The following is a 16961-nucleotide window of genomic DNA, read 5'->3' on the forward strand; positions in this document are numbered from 1 at the left end:
AGACGGTAGGTCTAAAGACCTGTTAATGAAAATTCTTTTATTCAACTAAAACACTTGTAGATGAATCTCCAATTGGTGTTTCAATCCCATCCAAAATAGTTAGTTCTTCTGCCGTTTCAACAACTCTATCTAGTCCGTTTCTGATAATTTCCTCAGCTTTATCGGGGCTAGCATTATGTCCTTCAATAATAACCTCGTCAATAACTTTCATACCAAACATTCCAGCAAATATATGACGCATATAATTAACGGCATGTTCCATAGTTTGCATCTCCGGTGAAGAATAATCCCCTCCTCTCGCATTCATAAGAATAATCTTTTTCTCTGGCATAAGATAAACAGGTCCATCTGAACCATATTTAAATGTGTAACCTGCTTCATCAATATAGTCGATAAGGGTATGAAGTCTTGCCGGAATCGTCAAATTCCATAATGGAAAAATAAATACTACAACGTCCGCAGAAGCAAATATATCTTTTGCTTTTTGTTTTGCAGCTAAAAGTCGTTCTTCTACATTTGATAGTTCCTCACCACTTTGTAGCTTTCCTAAAGCACTAAAAAATTCTTCCCCGAAATATGGCATATCTTCTTCAAAAACATCATAGACAGTCACATTTACATTTTTTGCTTCTTTTATCTTTTCCATAAAGGTCGTATACATTTTACTAGAAACACCTACTGTTGCTGGACGATTATTTGCTTTTACTACTAATAAATTCATTTTAATTCCTCCGATTTTCTTATAATTTATAAATATCCAATTTATTCTAATTATTTCTATTGCTTAAAGTGATACCTAATGTACAATTAAATTATAGATGTAGTTCGTTCACCACTCAATCAACAAAAAGACGGTTTTGTTGCGTAAACAACTATTGGCTTAAAATGTTTATAAGGAATAGAGGGATCCCTTTATGGCTGAGGAAAATACAGACATTCGTTCACTGAGAACAAGACAATTCATTATTAATTCCTTTACAGAGCTATTAGAAAAAAAGGATTTCAACAAAATTAAAATTAGTGATATTACATCAGGAGCCATGATAAATCGTTCAACCTTTTATCGCCATTTTCTTGATAAATATGATTTGCTCCAAAAATTAACTAAAGAAGATTTAATGAAAAATGTCATCAAAGAACTGTCACATCATAAAGATTTCAATGAAGAAATGCTGAAAAATGTATTTTTATCCATTACTAACTATCACATGAGCCACCGATGCCAGAGAAGCCAGGATATGGAGTTAGAAGCTATATTAAAAAAAGAGCTTGAACAGATTATTTTGCAAGCCCTATTAAAGAAGTATCCTAATGAAGAGCATAAAAGGTTAAGAATAATAGCTACCATGTTAAGTTGGATGATATATGGCGCTTCAATGGATTGGAAACAAAACAGTAGTAAATCACCAGAAGATTATTATGAATATGCGAATTCATCAATAAGGCAATTAATAAACATAGAGTAGGTATGGTATAAATCACTCATAGAATGGGTTCCTATTTCTCCAAAAAAAAAGGTATCTGAGTTTCTCAGATACCTTTTCATTCATTTATCTTTTTCGGCGAAAATGAAAATATAAAAAGAAAGCCATATCTATTGTGAAAGGGATTAGTGCCTATCCGTTCAATTTATCAAACCTACAAAATAGTTAAATTCATCCAAATTCCTCTCACCTGATTCGCAAAAGTCATCCTCTTCTTTTAGAAGAAGAGTAATCATCTACTATTTATTACTCTTTTTTAATCTCTGAACAACTGAAAGTAACACAAAAGAGAAGACGATTATTGAGAATACCCAATAATAGGCCATTCCGATGTTACCTGATTCGACAGAAATGTATATACTTGTTGGAATCGTTTGAGTTACCCCTGCTATGGTTCCAGCAAACATTAGCGTTGCGCCAAATTCTCCAAGTGCTCTTGCGAATCCAAGCATATAACCTGAAATTAGGGTACGCCATGAAAGTGGAATCGTCACATACCAAAAAACTTGTTGTTCGGATGCACCCATCTGTCGGGCGGCTGCTTCCAATTCACTATCAACGCTTTCAAATCCACTCATTAACATTTGGTAGATTAAGGGGAAAGCTACGACTGCAGCTGCTATAACAGCTGCTATGTATGAAAAAACAATAGGTTGATTAAATATGGTTTCAAACCATTGGCCAACCAAACTCCTTCTTCCAAAAATCACTAAAAGACCAAATCCTATGACGGTTGGAGGTAATACCAAAGGAAGCATCAAGAATGTTTCAATAAAAATTTTCCCTTTAAAGCTTTTCTTCTTTAAAAACCACGCTGCGATTACAGCTAATACAAATGCTATGAAACTTGCAAGTATAACAACACGAATAGAAACAAAAATTGGTTCCCAAAAATCCATGTTATTCCCCTTGTTCAAATCCATATTTCTCAAATATAGATAAGGAATCCTCAGTTAATAAATATTGATAAAAAGCTTTTGCTATCTCATTCTCTGCAGCGTCCTCTAAAAGTCCGATTGGATAAATAATGGGCTGATGGGATTGCTTTGGTGCAACATCAATAATTTCAATTTGACTAGAAGAAAGAGCATCTGTCTGATAAACTAATCCAACATCTGTATTGCCGGTTTCGACATAAGTCAAAACCTGACGCACATCTGTGCCATAAATGACACGTGCTTGAATATCCTCCCACATTCCTTCATGTTCTAAGGCTTCAAGTGAATACCTACCAGCCGGCACACTATCGGGCTGACCCATTGCAATTCCTTGAATATCATCACTAATTAAATCCGACCATCCATTCAGTTTTTTTGCTGCTTCAGGGGTAGATATCATCACGAGTTGGTTTGTGAGAGCACGAGCCCAATCACTTACTTCACCATCAGAGACTAATTTCTCCATATCTTCTAATGATGCAGATAAAAAAATATCGGCTGGCGCACCCTGGATTATTTGTTCTCTTAACTTTCCAGAAGAACCATAGTTGATAATTAAATCAACATTGTCTTCCTGCTCGTATTGTTTTTGAATTTCACCAAGAGCGTCAGTTAAGCTTGCAGCTGCCATCACATGAATCTCTGTTTTTTTTCCTTCAGCTGTTCCTCCACATGCTGTTAGAAAAATACTAAACCCTATCATGATTATCCCTATCCATTTTTCCATTTCGCTCTCACCTCTATTTATACTTAATTGAATCAAATTCATTCTTCATATCTTATAATGAAAACCGAGCGGTTAGGTTTTTGATTTTCACTTTAAGTAGAATGCTTTCCCAAGGGCTTGTTTTCAGCTAACTCTACTATAAAGAGCGTCGCCAGAGTGGCTCTTCAAACCGCGCTGATCCTTTGGGAGTCACTACCTACCGTTTCAATCAACAAGTAAATTAAAAAATATTCAAGACATTCAATCGGTTTTATTCACTTATAGAGCAATGATGAAATTCACTCAATCATAACTAAACATAACTAATTATATCTATTTATAATTAAAAAGACAGCTATTTTTCTTTCATTTTTTGATAAACTAAAAGAGAAAGTGAGGTCTTTAAGATGAATGAAAATTCTTATACGACTGAAGAAGTCGCAAATATTTTAAAAGTATCTAAACTAACCATTTATGACCTTATAAAAAAAGGACAATTGCCAGCATATAAAGTAGGAAAACAAATGCGAGTGGATTCAGATGAATTATATGCTTATAAGCAAAGAAACAAGATGAGTAGCAACACAGAGGTCACCAATATGTCTCCTCTTCAGAAACCAAACGCTGATTCTATTATCATTAGTGGACAGGATATATGTCTTGATTTAGTTGGCTCCCATTTGGAGTCCGTTACTAAAGTAAAAACGCTTCGTTCCTATAAAGGGAGTTTAAATAGCTTAATTTCTATGTACCAGGGACAGTGTGACATTGTCAGTGTTCATTTATTTGATGGAGAGACGAACCAATACAATCTACCCTATGTTAAAAGAATTCTTACAGGTCGATCATTTATGCTTGTTAACCTTATTTACAGACAAGCAGGATTTTATGTTCAGAAAAACAATCCTAAACAGATACAATCTTGGAATGACCTTTTCGAGAAGAATATTAAAATGGTCAATAGAGAAACCGGAGCTGGCGCACGCGTGTTATTAGATGAGCAGTTAAAGATACATGGAATTTCCCCAAAAAATCTACAAGGATATAAAAATGAAGAATCCAATCACTTGAGCGTCGCCAATGTCGTTAAGCAAGGAAAAGCGGATGTAGGGGTAGGCATAAAAAGAGCTGCTGAAATCTTAGATGTTGATTTTGTTCCATTAATAAATGAAAGTTATGATTTAGTAATCCTTAAAACAGATGAAAACCAACTATGGCTAAATAAGGTTTTATCGATTCTTCGCTCCTCCGAATTTAAGCAAGAGCTTAAAGCCATTGGAGGGTACAATACGATTGATACAGGAAAAATTATGTATGAACAGTAAAGTGAATCAATTCATAATGCATATCTTATAATGAAAACCGCGAGATTAAGTTTTTGATTTTCACTTTAGGTAGATGCTTTGCCAAGGGCTTGTCCATCGAGTAGATTCGCAAACATTCAGGACATTTTTATAATGAATGGTCGGTTTAATTACTTATAGAGCAATGATGAAATTCACTCAAGTTTAAAAACTTAAATTATAATTTCACCCATCATTTAAGTCGAATAACGAAATACATAATATTTTTTAAAACTTCCTCTTGAACCTCAAGTTACTTGAGGTTTTATAATAAACGTAAACAATTAATAGGAGGATTTTATGAATAAGAAAAATGAGTTTTCGATTGGGGATTTTTCAGAAAAGACCGGAATACCTATTCCTACTTTACATTACTATGATGAACTGGGTATATTACGTCCAGATAAAAATCCTTCTTCAGGACACCGTATTTATAAATACCAAGATATTATTACTTTACAAAAAATTCTAAGTCTAAAATTTCTAGGGTATAGTCTCGATGAAACCGCCAATTTATTAACCGAATCAAGCTTTAATATGGATTTGAATAAAAGTTTGTTACTCCATCTGCAAGCTTTTGAAAAAGAAAAAGAACAAATGGAGCAATCAATAAAATCCATTAAAAGAGTAATGGAGTTAGTCAAGGAAGAAGAGGAAATTGATAGCACAATATTATTTAGCCTTATTCATAACATGCGTTCTGAACCAATACATGAAGCATGGATGCAACGTCAAGAGTTAACTGATGTCGCGAAAGATTTATCAATGAAATCAGAAGAAGAGAAACTCACTATAGATAAAATCATTCTTCAGTTGTCAAATGAAGTCAAGCAATTATACGGGCAGCCTTTTGAAGACCCGAAAGTACAAGCCATGGTAAAGGCTTATGTAGAAGCATCCTATTCTTTTGTTGGTGAAGATTCGAGTGAAAAACTAGCTAATATTCATTTAGAAAATCTTGATATTGAAGAACTTAGGATTATGGCACCTTCTCCCTTCACTGAAGATGAAGAAAAATGGCTTAACCAAGCAATGGAGTTATATATGAAGAAAGAAGTACTGTGAGCTTTAAATTCTAGTTTCTAATTAAAATATATACCATTGAGCTCCTTCTAATTAAAATCTATAAATATCATGCATAAAATTTCCTAAAGCATAAGCTTTCCAAATGGAAACCTTATGCTTGTTCTCAATTTAGTTATAAACATGTCCGTTCCACTAGCGAGAACCCTTCAAGAAAAATTTAGCAACTGAACATAATCGGAAAGGAACAGTTGATGAGATATACTAAGAAAATGCATTATCGTAAATAAATTTCATATAAAGGTGGAATTATATGCCTAAAATTGACAGTATGTTAGCCATTCTCTGGATGCTTCGTTCAGGTAAAAAAATGACTGCAAAACAAATTTCGGAGAAGCTAGAAATGAATATAAGGACTGTGTATCGTTATATGGATACCATTTCAACAAGTGGCGTACCTATCATTTCAGAACCAGGTCATAACGGTGGATACACTTTAATGAACCATTTTATTGAGGCACCTCTTTTTTTTGATTTTGAGGAGCAAACTTCACTATTACATGCTGCAGTTTTTGCAGAAGAAGCCGGATATTATGGAGGTGAAGCACTAAATAGGGCCATCTCAAAACTAAGTAACTACTCAAATCAAGAACAGGAAACAAAGATAAACCAACATTTAACTAGCCTTGAAGTAATAAGTCGATTTAACTCTCTCTCGATGGAAACTTTTTTGAAGGAGTTGGAGCAAGCCTTAGCTGACGGGTACTCAGTAAAGATTCTTTACCATAAAAGCGGAGAAAAGCCATTAAATGATAGATTGGTCGATCCGTACAAAATGATTTATTGGAATAATAAGTGGTATGTGATTGGATTTTGTCATCTTAGGAATGATATCCGTAGTTTTAGAGTCGATCGAATGGAAAGTATAGTGCGAACCGAAACTAAGTTTAACAAGCCAGAACATTTTTCAGCACGTGACTTTTTTATAAAAAATCTCCTTCCATCTATAGAAAATAAGGAAGGGGTTATTTCTTTGGTTATTAATGGGGATAAAAATGTTTTGGCTGATATTTGCCAACATTGGTTTTTAGGACATTATTTACAAAAACGGACCTCCAATCAAGCCATTTTTCTTCTTGAAAAAGATATACTACATACATATGTACCTTATTTACTTTTACCGTACAATAAATCTATTAAAGTCATTGAGCCCATAAGTCTTAAGAAAAGACTTGTTGAAGTTCTGTCGGAATTAATAACATTTCATCAAGAATGATAACTTCCCTGACGTTAGCTGTCAGGGAAGTTTTATTATAATAGCTATATCAATTGTGATTGGAGTGTGATTGGATGCAAACAAAAAAAGTTTTTCTATATGTATTTAATACAATGTCGGACTGGGAATATGGATATTTAATGGCTGAGCTAAACTCAGGAAGATATTTCAAGAAAGATGTAGCACCTTTAAAAGTAATGACAGTAGGAGCTAATAAAGAAATGATTACTACTATGGGAGGACTGAGCATAAAACCAGACATTTCCCTTGATGAATGTATTCTTGAGAGTCAAGATCTTTTCATTTTACCAGGAGGCACTACTTGGAGTGAAGAAATTCATCAACCTATCTTGAAAGAAATTGGCCAAGCTTTAAAGCTTGGTACGATTGTTGCTGCCATTTGTGGTGCAACGGATGCCCTTGCGAATATGGGATATTTAGATACTAGAAAGCATACAAGTAATAATCTAGAATACACTAAAATGGTATGTCCTAACTATAAAGGAGAACAGTTCTATGAGGCTGGCTCTGCGGTATCAGATGCAAATTTAGTAACTGCATCAGGAATAGCTCCTCTGGAATTTGCGATGGAAGTACTGAAAAAATTAGATGTATTTGCAGAAGATACATTACATTCATGGTATAAGCTAAATAAGACTCACAAACCTGAATACTTCTACCAGTTAATGAATTCAATAAATAGCTAAGCTAAAAAATCAACTTAGCAGTTTTATATTAGTTCGAGTCAATTTCATCATTCATATCTTATGATGAAACCGAACGCTTTGGTTATTGATTTTCACTTTAGGTAGATGCTTTCCCAAGGGCTTGTCTTCAGCTAACTCTGACTACGCAGGTCTTCGTCAGAGTGGATCTTCAGACTGCGCTGTTCCTTTGGGAGTCACTACCTACCGTTTCAATCAAAGAGTAGACTTCTTTAAATAAATGTTCGGTTTTATTCACTTATAGAGCAATGATGAAATTCACTCACTTATACTAAATTTAAAAGATTTAAAGCTTTACACGTAAATACTTTTATTATTTGTAAACCTCTACTTATAGAATTGTATTTAAACAGGGATGAATACACTTCAGACTTTACGGTTGTTTGATCTCTTTTAGAATCGTTAGTATTCTTAAAATAACTAATTATTATGGAAAAGGCACAATCATCCAGCCTAGAAAGAATACTACACCAATAAAAAATATCTGGAAAATAGCAATGCTTAATCCAAAAATACTCACTGATCGACTTGCCTTTGTGAATAAACCCAATATACCTAGTATTAATGAACAAAAAATAAGAATAAAAACTAGATTTTCTAAATTTATATCTGTTAATATACTGATATTTGTTAGTAATAAACTTAATATTCCAGTTATTGCGGAAATCCAGCAACTTACTATTAATGTTTTTTGAACTCTATTTAGTTTGACCAGTTCCATAATTTAACTTCACCTACTTTCATATCTTTTATGATGGTTAAGTCCTGAAGAGATTCTATAGCGTTTTTGGGACCTGTAACTACAAATCCATATGTCTCAATTCCATTGTTTTGAATAAATTGTATTCTCTCCTGTAAATCTAAATTTTTAGAACTCGATACTTCATTTGCTAAATCCTCATGCTGTGAAATAAAGTTTAATATATCCATAAATACTTCTTGATTAGGTTTCTCACCTCTAAAAGGTGACCAGTATGTTTCGTCTCTCTGAACGGGATAACCAATCGGTGATACAACATTCCCATCTTTACTTAAATTTGTTTCTTCTATACCCGTATTAACTGCTGCCCATAGAATGGTAACGTCTTGGAATATCTCTTTTGCTTCATCGACATCTATTAGTTCATGAAGAGATATATAAGCTTCCACTACTGTTTCTTCAGGCAATCCTCTTAAAATTTCCCATTCTCTACTACTGTTTACTTCACTATTATTAGCCGGATGTATTAACCAGGGGTTCGTTTCAGTTGGATTTTTCGGTATTACTCGTTCTAAGGATGAGTCGACACTTTTACTTGTTAAGTTTCCTAATGTGTACTTTAATGAATAAGAATTTGCTTTATAGTCTTCTTGACCAATTGTTTTATATTGTTCAAAATCTAATGTCATAGAAAACGGAGAAAACGACATATCGAATTCTAACTCCTCTAGTGCTGTATTAGGTTCCGTGACATATAGTGTTTGACTCGTTACATCCATTATTGTCGTAGAAGGTGTTCCAAAAGCATAGTATAAAAATGTTATGATGTAACTAACTGGAATTATTAATAAAACAAACGTTAAAATCCCTAAATAGAGCTTTATCTTTGAAAAAAAGATTGTAGATTTAAAAATCTTATTTTTTACTTGTTCAGATTGTTCTAATTCTGACTTGGACTTAGACAGTAATTTTTTATAATCATCCATTATTTTTTTTCTCCTTTTTAATGAATTCCCTCATTTTGTTTCTGCCCCTATATAAATGACTTTTTAGTGTATTTATTTTTAAATCCAAAATGACAGATGCTTGTTCATACGTACAATCCTGAATATCGCATAATAATATTGCATGTTTCTCATTGGGTAATAATCGGTCCAACAAGTTTAATAATGTTTGGTAGCTACTATTATCTACCGTAATATCTTCAGGAGTTTTATAGTTAACGATATCTATATCGTCCTTAATCACTTCTCTTTTTTCTTTACGGATTGAATCAATATACGTATAATAAGCCACTTTAAATAACCATGGTTTTATATCCTGAATATCTCTCGACATTAACGAGACATGCGCTTTGTAAAAAGTATCTTGCATTAGGTCCTCAGCTTTATTTTTATCTTTGCACAGTGAATATAAGTAGTTATATACATCATTAACATATAATGAGTATATTTCTTCAATATTTATTTCCATCCCCCCTAATGTTGCTTTTCCTTTCTACCTTATCCTCGTATTAAGCATCTATAAAGTTGCAAAAATTTTATTAAATTATTTTTATGATAACTTAAAAAACCTGCCGAAAAGGACAGGAGAATTGTATCCATTAGCTACTCTTTTTTAATCAAGCACATTTAAATCAATTTCATCATTCATATCTTATAATGAAAACCGAACGCCTTGGTTTTTGATTTTCACTTTAGGTAGATGCTTTCCCAAGGGCTTCTCTTCAGCTAACTCCGACTACGCAGGGCTTCGTCAGAGTGGATCTTCAAACGGCTCTGTTCCTTTGGGAGTCACTACCTACCGTTTCAATCAACGAGTGAATTCGCAAACATTCAAGACATCTTTTAATGAAATCGAAACGATTAGGGTTTGATTCTCACTTTAGGTAGATGCTTTCCCAAGGGCTTGTTCTCAGCTAACTCCGACTACGCAGGGCTTCGTCAGAGTGGATCTTCAGACTGCGCTTATCCTTTTGGAGTCACTACCTACCGTTTCAATCAACGAGTGAATTCGAAAAAAGTCAAGACATTTTCATAATGAATGGTCGGTTTTATTCACTTATAGAGCAATTATGAAATTCACTCATTTATTTGATTTAGTTTTTCTTTCTCTACGTCTGAAGCATTTCTATAAGAAACTTCTAAAATATCACCTTTTTCTTCATCAATTTTCAAGAAATATTCTTCATTATTTAAACTTATATAACTATAATCGTTATCTTTAATAAATCCATTTACATTATTATATATTGGTTCATCTTCTCCATAATAATTTATAGTAAATGTCTCTCCTTCCTTTTTTATAATAAATTTGCTATTAGAAAAACTTTCTACATGGTCTTTCTCAATATTACTGACATAAGCAACCATCAGAAGAAATGCAGCTGAACCAACAAAAAATAAGATTAGTATCCCACATAAGATATTGAAAATAACCGTCCCAGTCTTATCAGATTCTTCCATAATTTCACCTCAAATTTATAAAATTATTGTTATTTCATAAACGAACAATCTATTATTCTTTTTTCTAAATATACCCAAATTAAACTTATATTCCAAATAATAAATAGAATTTTTTACTGGGTATTTTAAATTTTTTTTTTTGATTTTTTCCTAGTTCCTACATATTTAAAATACAAATTAAAAACCAAAAAAGCACGGAGTATCAAGGGTGACACGTTGATTTGTTTTACGTTATAATCCTATTTAACTCTTAAGAGACATTTTTCTTGTATATGCAATCGACTTTTTTTAAACAATAAACTATGAAGGAGGAACATTTTTTGTCTTTATTACATTGGGTTACAATATCCCCTTTTTTATTTGCAATCATTGTACCTATACTATTTAAATACACAAAAAGAATTCATACTGGTTGGTTCGTTTTAATATTGCCAATTGTATTATTCGCATTTTTCTTACAATACCTAACAGTTACATCAAATGGTAATGTCGTCCAAGAAACTGTAAGTTGGGTTCCATCTCTAGGAGTTAACTTTACCGTTTATATTGATGGGTTAAGCTTACTCTTTCTATTACTCATTTCAGGAATCGGTTCATTAGTTGTTCTTTATTCGATTTTCTATTTATCTAAAAACAAAGAAAAGCTTAATAACTTTTATGTTTATTTACTTATGTTTATGGGAGCAATGCTAGGAGTTGTTATTTCTGATAACTTAATCGTTATTTATGTATTTTGGGAGTTAACTAGTTTAGCTTCATCGCTACTGATTAGTTATTGGTTTACTCGTAAGGAATCTACTTATGGTGCCATAAAGTCAATGTTAATTACGGTATTTGGTGGCTTTTCTATGCTTGCTGGATTTTGCCTTCTATACGTAATGACCGGAACCTTTAGTATCCGAGAAATCATTGAGAATGTCGATTTAGTAACAACTAGTGCCTTATTCTTACCGGCAATGATTCTCATTTTATTAGGAGCATTTACTAAGTCCGCACAATTTCCTTTCCATATCTGGTTACCAGATGCCATGGAAGCTCCAACTCCTGTTAGTGCCTATTTACATTCAGCCACAATGGTTAAAGCGGGGATTTATTTAGTAGCACGCTTTACACCGATTTTTGGAGGGGCAGCAGAATGGTTTTGGCTTCTAACTGGATTCGGTTTACTTACATTAATCTATGGTTCCCTTTCAGCTGTACGTCAAAAAGATTTAAAAGGGATTCTAGCTTTTTCTACTATTAGTCAGCTAGGGTTAATTATGAGTTTATTAGGAATTGGTTCAGCAGCTATTTACTATGCTGATAGTGCTGATCCTGCCTTCTTTGCTTTACCAATTATGGTAGCTATTTTTCACTTGATTAACCACGCTACATTTAAGGGAAGCTTATTCATGGCAGTTGGCATCATCGATCATGAGACTGGCTCTCGAGACATCCGTAAGCTTGGAGGTCTTATGAGTATTATGCCTATTACTTTTTCTATATCATTAATTGGTTTAGCCTCCATGGCAGGGCTTCCACCGTTTAATGGATTTTTAAGTAAAGAAATGTTTTTTACTTCTCTTTTAAGAGCACAAGAGATTGGAACATTTAACGTAGAAACGTTTGGTTTCATTTTACTTATTGTTGCATGGGTAGCAAGTATCTTTACATTTTTATATTGCATCATCATGTTTTCGAAAACATTTTTGGGCACATTTAAGCCTGAGAATTTTAAAGTTAAAGTTCATGAAGCTCCAATAGGAATGTTAATTAGTCCCATCATTTTAGCTGCCTTAGTTATCATTTTTGGTTTATTTCCAAATATTTTATCTTATTCACTTATTGAGCCAGCCATGCAGTCTATACTACCAACATTACTTGAGCCTGTTGAAACATTTCAGGTAAAAATATCTATGTGGCATGGCTTTAACATGGAACTATTCATGACAATCGGTGTGATCACACTTGGTTTATTGTTTTTTATGCTTATGAAAAAATGGGTAAATACAAAGTTCTACCTTGGTGAGCGCGATCCACTTAATTGGCTTTATGATAGCTCCTATGATGGTGTCATAAAAGGATCTCAAGCTGTAACACGTCTTCAAATGACTGGTTTATTACGAGATTACTTTGCTTATATGATTATTTTTATGATTGGTTTGTTTACGTATACTTTAATTCGCTACGATGCATTTTCAATTAATCTGACGAATACCTCAGCTATAGATCCTTATATGTGGGTAATCTTAGGTACGATGATACTTGCAACACTAAGTGTACCTTTTATCCAAAACAGAATGGCCATTGTTATCGTTGTAGGCGTAATTGGATTTCTATTAGCTCTTGTATTTGTTGTTTTCAGAGCACCTGATCTTGCTTTAACTCAATTATTGATTGAATCTGTAACCGTCGTATTATTTATGATTGTTTTTTACCATTTACCTGAGCTAAGAAAAGAGAAGTCCAAGCCGCGATTTAATGTTGTGAATCTCATTATATCTGCTGCAGTTGGTATTTTAGTTACAGTTATTGCTTTTAGTTCACTAGCTTTAGGAAATGAAGCAGGCATTGAAGCTATTTCTCAATTTTATATTGAAAACTCAAAGGCCTTAGCTGGTGGTTACAATATGGTTAATGTTATATTAGTAGATTTTCGAGGGCTAGATACTATGCTTGAAGCATTAGTATTAGGCATTGCTTCTTTAGGAATTGTTGTCTTAATCAAATTAAGAATGTCAGGGAGGGAAGATGTGTGAGAAAAATTGAGACCAATGATGTCATGCTTCGTACCATAACTCGAATAGTGGTTTTAATTATCTTAATCTTTTCCGTTTACCTCTTTTTTGCTGGACACAATAACCCTGGGGGAGGCTTTATAGGTGGATTAATGACTGCAAGTGCCCTATTACTTATGTACTTAGTATTTAATATCCAAACGATTAAAAGTGTAATAAACATAAAGTTTGAAGCTGTAATCGGTATTGGATTAATTGTCACCATATTAACTGGTGTTATCGGTGTATTTAACGGCGATGCCTATTTAACCCAATACTTCGACTATTTTCAAATCCCTATTTTTGGTGAAACAGAACTAGCAACAGCTCTTCCATTCGATTTAGGTATTTATTTAGTTGTTGTTGGCATCGCTCTAACGATCATACTAGCTATAGCGGAGGATGATGCATAATGGAAATAATCATGTCGATTACAGTTGGAGTTCTTTTTATGGTAGGAACGTATTTACTTCTATCAAAGAGCCTATTAAGAGTTGTCATTTCTTTAATCTTGCTTTCACATGGAGCACACTTATTATTATTAACACTAGCGGGTTTACAAAGAGGTGCACCGCCTCTATCGAGCTTGGATGAAGCAGCCTATACAGATCCCTTGCCGCAAGCATTAATCCTAACGGCTATTGTTATTAGCTTTGGTGTCACTTCATTTTTGCTTGTATTGGCGTATCGCACTTATAAAGAGCATAAGACAGATAACTTAGACCAGTTGAGAGGTTCTGCTGATGAATAATATGATTATTTTACCGATATTAATTCCCTTTTTAATGGGAGCAATCTTAATTTTGTTTCCTAAGAAAACTAGGATTCAACAAATAATTAGTGGTCTTACCTCTATAAGCTTGTTAATTGTATCTATCTACCTTGCTGTTCATGTTTATCAACAAGGCATTACAGTACTGGAGCTAGGTAATTGGCAGGCACCATTTGGTATTGTATTAGTAGCCGATTTATTTTCCATGATGATGGTTATCCTCTCAAGTATCATTGGATTAGTTTGTTTGTTTTATTCTTTTCAAACATTGTCTACTAAACGACAGAAGGCTTATTTTTATCCCTTTTATTTTTTCTTATTGACTGGTGTAAACGGAGCATTCCTAACAGGGGACCTATTTAACCTATTTGTATTTTTTGAGGTTATGTTGATTTCTTCGTATATCTTAATCGTTATAGGTGGGACCAAGTATCAATTAAGAGAGTCATTCAAATATGTGGTAATGAACGTATTCGCATCGATTTTATTTCTAATTGGAGTTGCCTATATTTATTCTGTTACTGGTACTCTGAATTTAGCTGATTTAGCTGTTAAAGTTGCTCTTTTAGAACAAACAGGTGTTTTAAATGTAATAGCCGTTATCTTTTTAGTTGTATTTGCAATGAAAGGTGGATTATTTCCATTATATTTTTGGCTTCCCCGTTCCTATTATGGTCCACCAGCGGCTATAGCTGCTCTTTTTGGGGCACTGCTAACTAAAGTTGGGATATATGCAATCATGAGGACTTTCACCTTAGTATTCGTTCATGACCCTGGCTTTACACATACGCTTATCTTGATTTTGGCAGGTTTAACCATGATATTTGGAGTATTAGGAGCCGTCTCTCAATTTGACTTTAAGAGAATTTTGACCTATCACATTATCAGTCAGGTTGGATACATGGTAATGGGCCTAGGTATCTTTACTCCACTTGCGATTGCAGGTGCCATTTATTATATCGCCCACCATATCATTGTAAAAGCCGCTTTATTCTTATTCGCTGGTGCTGCGCAAAAAATTACCGGTACTACAGATTTGAAGCAAATGGGGGGACTATTAAAAACACACCCTTTATTAGCATGGTTATTCTTTATCTCTGCCATTTCATTGGCAGGTATACCACCTTTAAGTGGATTCTTTAGTAAATTTGCATTAATACTAGCTGCCTTTTTACAAGAAAATTATATAATTGCTGGTGTTGCACTGATAGTAGGTTTACTGACTTTATTTTCAATGATGAAAATTTTCCTGTATGCATTTTGGGGGGAACAAAAGCATAATGCAGAGCAAGCTAAAATAAGCATCAATAGACTTCTAATTCCTATTATTCCTTTAGTTGCTTTAACGATAGGATTAGGTTTATTGGCAGAGCCCATTTTCCAATTTTCACTTCAAGTGGCAGAACAAATATTAGATCCGACGATTTATATCGATTCTGTTCTTAAGGAGTAGTTTATATGACTAAACAAATATTAGTAAATTTATTAATTGCACTCGCTTGGACATTATATCCTCATGACTACAGTACAAGCTATGATTTCATCATTGGATACCTAATAGGAATAGTCATTTTGTTTGTCCTTCGTCGCTTTGTTACCTTTGATTTTTATATGCGTACCGTTTGGGCTATTACTAAATTATTGTTTCTATTTATTTATGAATTAATTAAAGCCAATTTTGACGTAATACGAATTGTTTTAAAACCTAAATTAAATAATAAGCCAGGTATTGTTGCGGTTCCTATCAAACTAAAAAAAGATTGGGAGATTACGTTGTTGGCGGCCCTCATCTCCCTTACCCCTGGAACTCTATCAATGGATTTTTCTCAAGATGGTAAATTCATTTATGTTCATTCACTGGATGTTCCTAATAAGGAAAAAATGATTCAGGATATTCATAATACGTTTGAACGTGCAATATTGGAGGTGTCTCGATAAATGTTTGAAACCGTATTAACTATCGCACTTATAATGATGTCCATTTCCTTATTAGTATGTTTCATCAGGATTATTATCGGACCGACTACCTCTGATCGTATCGTCGCATTGGACACATTTGGAATTATTCTGATTGGTTTTATTGGTGTGATTATGATTATACAGAATACACTCGCGTATACAGAGGTCATTCTTGTTATTAGTATCTTAGCCTTTATCGGTACAGTCGCTATGTCCAAATTTATAGAGAGAGGTGTTATCATTGACCGTGATTGAAATCATTGTAAGTTTTTTCGTAATGATTGGTGCCTTGTTTAGCCTTCTAGCTGGACTTGGCATTATCCGATTACAAGATGTTTACAGTAGAATTCATGCTGCTGCAAAAAGTGCTACCCTTGGGGTAATGTCTGTCATGTTAGGTACCTTTTTATACTTTCTTTTAGGGCAAGGCGAATATGTTGGGAAAATTCTTTTAACGATTCTTTTTGTCTTTATTACAGCACCGGTAGCGGGGTTGATGATGGGACGTTCTGCCTATAATGCAGGTGTCCCTTTATGGGAGAAAAGTGTCCAAGACGACCTAAGAAACGCTCATGATAAACAAGAAAAGAGAGAGGCTTAATGCCTCTCTTTTCTTGTTTACTATTTGATTAAAGTGCATAAATACAGTAGTAAATATATACAGCATATGGAGAATAAATATGGTAATAAGAAATAATTTTAAAAGTTTATTTAGTTGAATCAATTTCATAAAGCCTATCTCATGAATCACGCAAGAATCCAATTTTCATTTTATTGATTTTTGAAAATGAATTTAAGCTGCCTGGGTCATCTC

At 33.6% G+C, this 16961-nt stretch carries 18 protein-coding genes; 12 read left to right on the forward strand and 6 right to left on the reverse strand.

Annotation, left to right across the window (positions count from 1 at the left end):
• Positions 1-37: 37 nt before the first annotated feature.
• The gene (locus tag AZF04_RS05715) at positions 38-721 is read right to left on the reverse strand and encodes an FMN-dependent NADH-azoreductase (protein WP_061947930.1); all 684 of its coding nucleotides are present in this window, start codon (positions 719-721) and stop codon (positions 38-40) included.
• Between the two features lie 193 nt (positions 722-914).
• Between AZF04_RS05715 and AZF04_RS05720 the strand changes: the two genes are divergently transcribed.
• Positions 915-1466, forward strand: a complete 552-nt coding sequence (locus AZF04_RS05720) for a TetR/AcrR family transcriptional regulator (RefSeq protein WP_061947931.1) — start codon at positions 915-917, stop codon at positions 1464-1466.
• 257 nt (positions 1467-1723) lie between these two features.
• Here AZF04_RS05720 and modB read toward each other — a convergent pair whose 3' ends face one another.
• Positions 1724-2383 (reverse strand): molybdate ABC transporter permease subunit, encoded by a 660-nt coding sequence (modB, locus tag AZF04_RS05725; RefSeq protein ID WP_082795255.1) that lies wholly within the window; start codon positions 2381-2383, stop codon positions 1724-1726.
• Between the two features lies 1 nt (position 2384).
• Entirely contained in the window at positions 2385-3149 is a 765-nt protein-coding gene (modA, locus tag AZF04_RS05730; RefSeq protein ID WP_061947932.1) for a molybdate ABC transporter substrate-binding protein, read from the reverse strand.
• 386 nt (positions 3150-3535) lie between these two features.
• Between modA and AZF04_RS05735 the strand changes: the two genes are divergently transcribed.
• From AZF04_RS05735 to AZF04_RS05750, 4 genes are all read left to right on the forward strand, one after another.
• Entirely contained in the window at positions 3536-4453 is a 918-nt protein-coding gene (locus AZF04_RS05735) for a substrate-binding domain-containing protein (RefSeq protein WP_061947933.1), read from the forward strand.
• Positions 4454-4771: 318 nt separating this feature from the next.
• On the forward strand, positions 4772-5536 hold the full coding sequence (locus tag AZF04_RS05740; RefSeq protein ID WP_061947934.1) for a MerR family transcriptional regulator: 765 nt from the start codon (positions 4772-4774) through the stop codon (positions 5534-5536).
• Positions 5537-5807: 271 nt separating this feature from the next.
• Entirely contained in the window at positions 5808-6770 is a 963-nt protein-coding gene (locus AZF04_RS05745; protein WP_061947935.1) for a helix-turn-helix transcriptional regulator, read from the forward strand.
• Positions 6771-6844: 74 nt separating this feature from the next.
• On the forward strand, positions 6845-7477 hold the full coding sequence (locus AZF04_RS05750) for a type 1 glutamine amidotransferase family protein (protein WP_061947936.1): 633 nt from the start codon (positions 6845-6847) through the stop codon (positions 7475-7477).
• A gap of 720 nt (positions 7478-8197) precedes the next feature.
• On the opposite strand, the gene AZF04_RS05760 is transcribed toward AZF04_RS05750, so the two are convergent.
• From AZF04_RS05760 to AZF04_RS05770, 3 genes are all read right to left on the reverse strand, one after another.
• Positions 8198-9181 carry an anti-sigma factor gene (locus AZF04_RS05760; protein WP_061947938.1) on the reverse strand — a complete coding sequence of 328 codons (984 nt, stop codon included), beginning with the start codon at positions 9179-9181 and terminating at the stop codon, positions 8198-8200.
• A complete protein-coding gene (locus AZF04_RS05765; RefSeq protein WP_235599932.1) occupies positions 9174-9668 on the reverse strand; it encodes a sigma-70 family RNA polymerase sigma factor in 495 nt (164 codons plus the stop codon). Before AZF04_RS05765 ends, AZF04_RS05760 begins: the two co-directional genes overlap by 8 nt.
• A 608-nt stretch (positions 9669-10276) precedes the next feature.
• Positions 10277-10660 carry a hypothetical protein gene (locus AZF04_RS05770; RefSeq protein WP_061947939.1) on the reverse strand — a complete coding sequence of 128 codons (384 nt, stop codon included), beginning with the start codon at positions 10658-10660 and terminating at the stop codon, positions 10277-10279.
• A gap of 320 nt (positions 10661-10980) precedes the next feature.
• On the opposite strand from AZF04_RS05770, the gene AZF04_RS05775 reads away from it, so the two are divergent.
• Genes AZF04_RS05775 through mnhG form a run of 7 tightly spaced genes read left to right on the forward strand, consistent with a single transcriptional unit; the run spans position 10981 to position 16748 of the window.
• On the forward strand, positions 10981-13398 hold the full coding sequence (locus AZF04_RS05775; protein ID WP_061947940.1) for a Na+/H+ antiporter subunit A: 2418 nt from the start codon (positions 10981-10983) through the stop codon (positions 13396-13398).
• On the forward strand, positions 13395-13829 hold the full coding sequence (locus AZF04_RS05780; RefSeq protein WP_061947941.1) for a Na(+)/H(+) antiporter subunit B: 435 nt from the start codon (positions 13395-13397) through the stop codon (positions 13827-13829). Before AZF04_RS05775 ends, AZF04_RS05780 begins: the two co-directional genes overlap by 4 nt.
• Positions 13829-14167, forward strand: coding sequence for a Na(+)/H(+) antiporter subunit C (locus AZF04_RS05785; protein ID WP_061947942.1), 339 nt, complete (start codon positions 13829-13831; stop codon positions 14165-14167). Before AZF04_RS05780 ends, AZF04_RS05785 begins: the two co-directional genes overlap by 1 nt.
• A complete protein-coding gene (locus AZF04_RS05790) occupies positions 14160-15641 on the forward strand; it encodes a Na+/H+ antiporter subunit D (RefSeq protein WP_061947943.1) in 1482 nt (493 codons plus the stop codon). The genes AZF04_RS05785 and AZF04_RS05790 overlap by 8 nt, the downstream gene beginning before the upstream one ends.
• A gap of 5 nt (positions 15642-15646) precedes the next feature.
• Positions 15647-16126 (forward strand): Na+/H+ antiporter subunit E, encoded by a 480-nt coding sequence (locus tag AZF04_RS05795; protein WP_061947944.1) that lies wholly within the window; start codon positions 15647-15649, stop codon positions 16124-16126.
• Positions 16127-16402: a Na(+)/H(+) antiporter subunit F1 gene (locus AZF04_RS05800; protein ID WP_061947945.1), complete on the forward strand. Its 276-nt coding sequence runs from the start codon at positions 16127-16129 to the stop codon at positions 16400-16402.
• Positions 16389-16748: a monovalent cation/H(+) antiporter subunit G gene (mnhG, locus tag AZF04_RS05805; protein WP_061947946.1), complete on the forward strand. Its 360-nt coding sequence runs from the start codon at positions 16389-16391 to the stop codon at positions 16746-16748. Before AZF04_RS05800 ends, mnhG begins: the two co-directional genes overlap by 14 nt.
• Positions 16749-16961: the final 213 nt, after the last annotated feature.

It is taken from the genome of Alkalihalobacillus trypoxylicola (assembly GCF_001590785.1).
Taxonomy (GTDB): domain Bacteria; phylum Bacillota; class Bacilli; order Bacillales; family Bacillaceae_D; genus Alkalihalobacillus; species Alkalihalobacillus trypoxylicola.

What these genes read in the sequence shown, in the direction of transcription:
- AZF04_RS05735 (WP_061947933.1), top strand. Translation starts at nt 3,536, where the DNA reads ATGAATGAAAATTCTTATACGACTGAAGAAGTCGCAAATATTTTAAAA.
- AZF04_RS05765 (WP_235599932.1), bottom strand. Translation starts at nt 9,668, where the DNA reads ATGGAAATAAATATTGAAGAAATATACTCATTATATGTTAATGATGTA.
- AZF04_RS05785 (WP_061947942.1), top strand. Translation starts at nt 13,829, where the DNA reads ATGGAAATAATCATGTCGATTACAGTTGGAGTTCTTTTTATGGTAGGA.
- AZF04_RS05720 (WP_061947931.1), top strand. Translation starts at nt 915, where the DNA reads ATGGCTGAGGAAAATACAGACATTCGTTCACTGAGAACAAGACAATTC.
- AZF04_RS05770 (WP_061947939.1), bottom strand. Translation starts at nt 10,660, where the DNA reads ATGGAAGAATCTGATAAGACTGGGACGGTTATTTTCAATATCTTATGT.
- AZF04_RS05750 (WP_061947936.1), top strand. Translation starts at nt 6,845, where the DNA reads ATGCAAACAAAAAAAGTTTTTCTATATGTATTTAATACAATGTCGGAC.
- AZF04_RS05745 (WP_061947935.1), top strand. Translation starts at nt 5,808, where the DNA reads ATGCCTAAAATTGACAGTATGTTAGCCATTCTCTGGATGCTTCGTTCA.
- AZF04_RS05795 (WP_061947944.1), top strand. Translation starts at nt 15,647, where the DNA reads ATGACTAAACAAATATTAGTAAATTTATTAATTGCACTCGCTTGGACA.
- AZF04_RS05760 (WP_061947938.1), bottom strand. Translation starts at nt 9,181, where the DNA reads ATGGATGATTATAAAAAATTACTGTCTAAGTCCAAGTCAGAATTAGAA.
- AZF04_RS05800 (WP_061947945.1), top strand. Translation starts at nt 16,127, where the DNA reads ATGTTTGAAACCGTATTAACTATCGCACTTATAATGATGTCCATTTCC.
- AZF04_RS05740 (WP_061947934.1), top strand. Translation starts at nt 4,772, where the DNA reads ATGAATAAGAAAAATGAGTTTTCGATTGGGGATTTTTCAGAAAAGACC.
- AZF04_RS05715 (WP_061947930.1), bottom strand. Translation starts at nt 721, where the DNA reads ATGAATTTATTAGTAGTAAAAGCAAATAATCGTCCAGCAACAGTAGGT.
- modB (WP_082795255.1), bottom strand. Translation starts at nt 2,383, where the DNA reads ATGGATTTTTGGGAACCAATTTTTGTTTCTATTCGTGTTGTTATACTT.
- modA (WP_061947932.1), bottom strand. Translation starts at nt 3,149, where the DNA reads ATGGAAAAATGGATAGGGATAATCATGATAGGGTTTAGTATTTTTCTA.
- AZF04_RS05790 (WP_061947943.1), top strand. Translation starts at nt 14,160, where the DNA reads ATGAATAATATGATTATTTTACCGATATTAATTCCCTTTTTAATGGGA.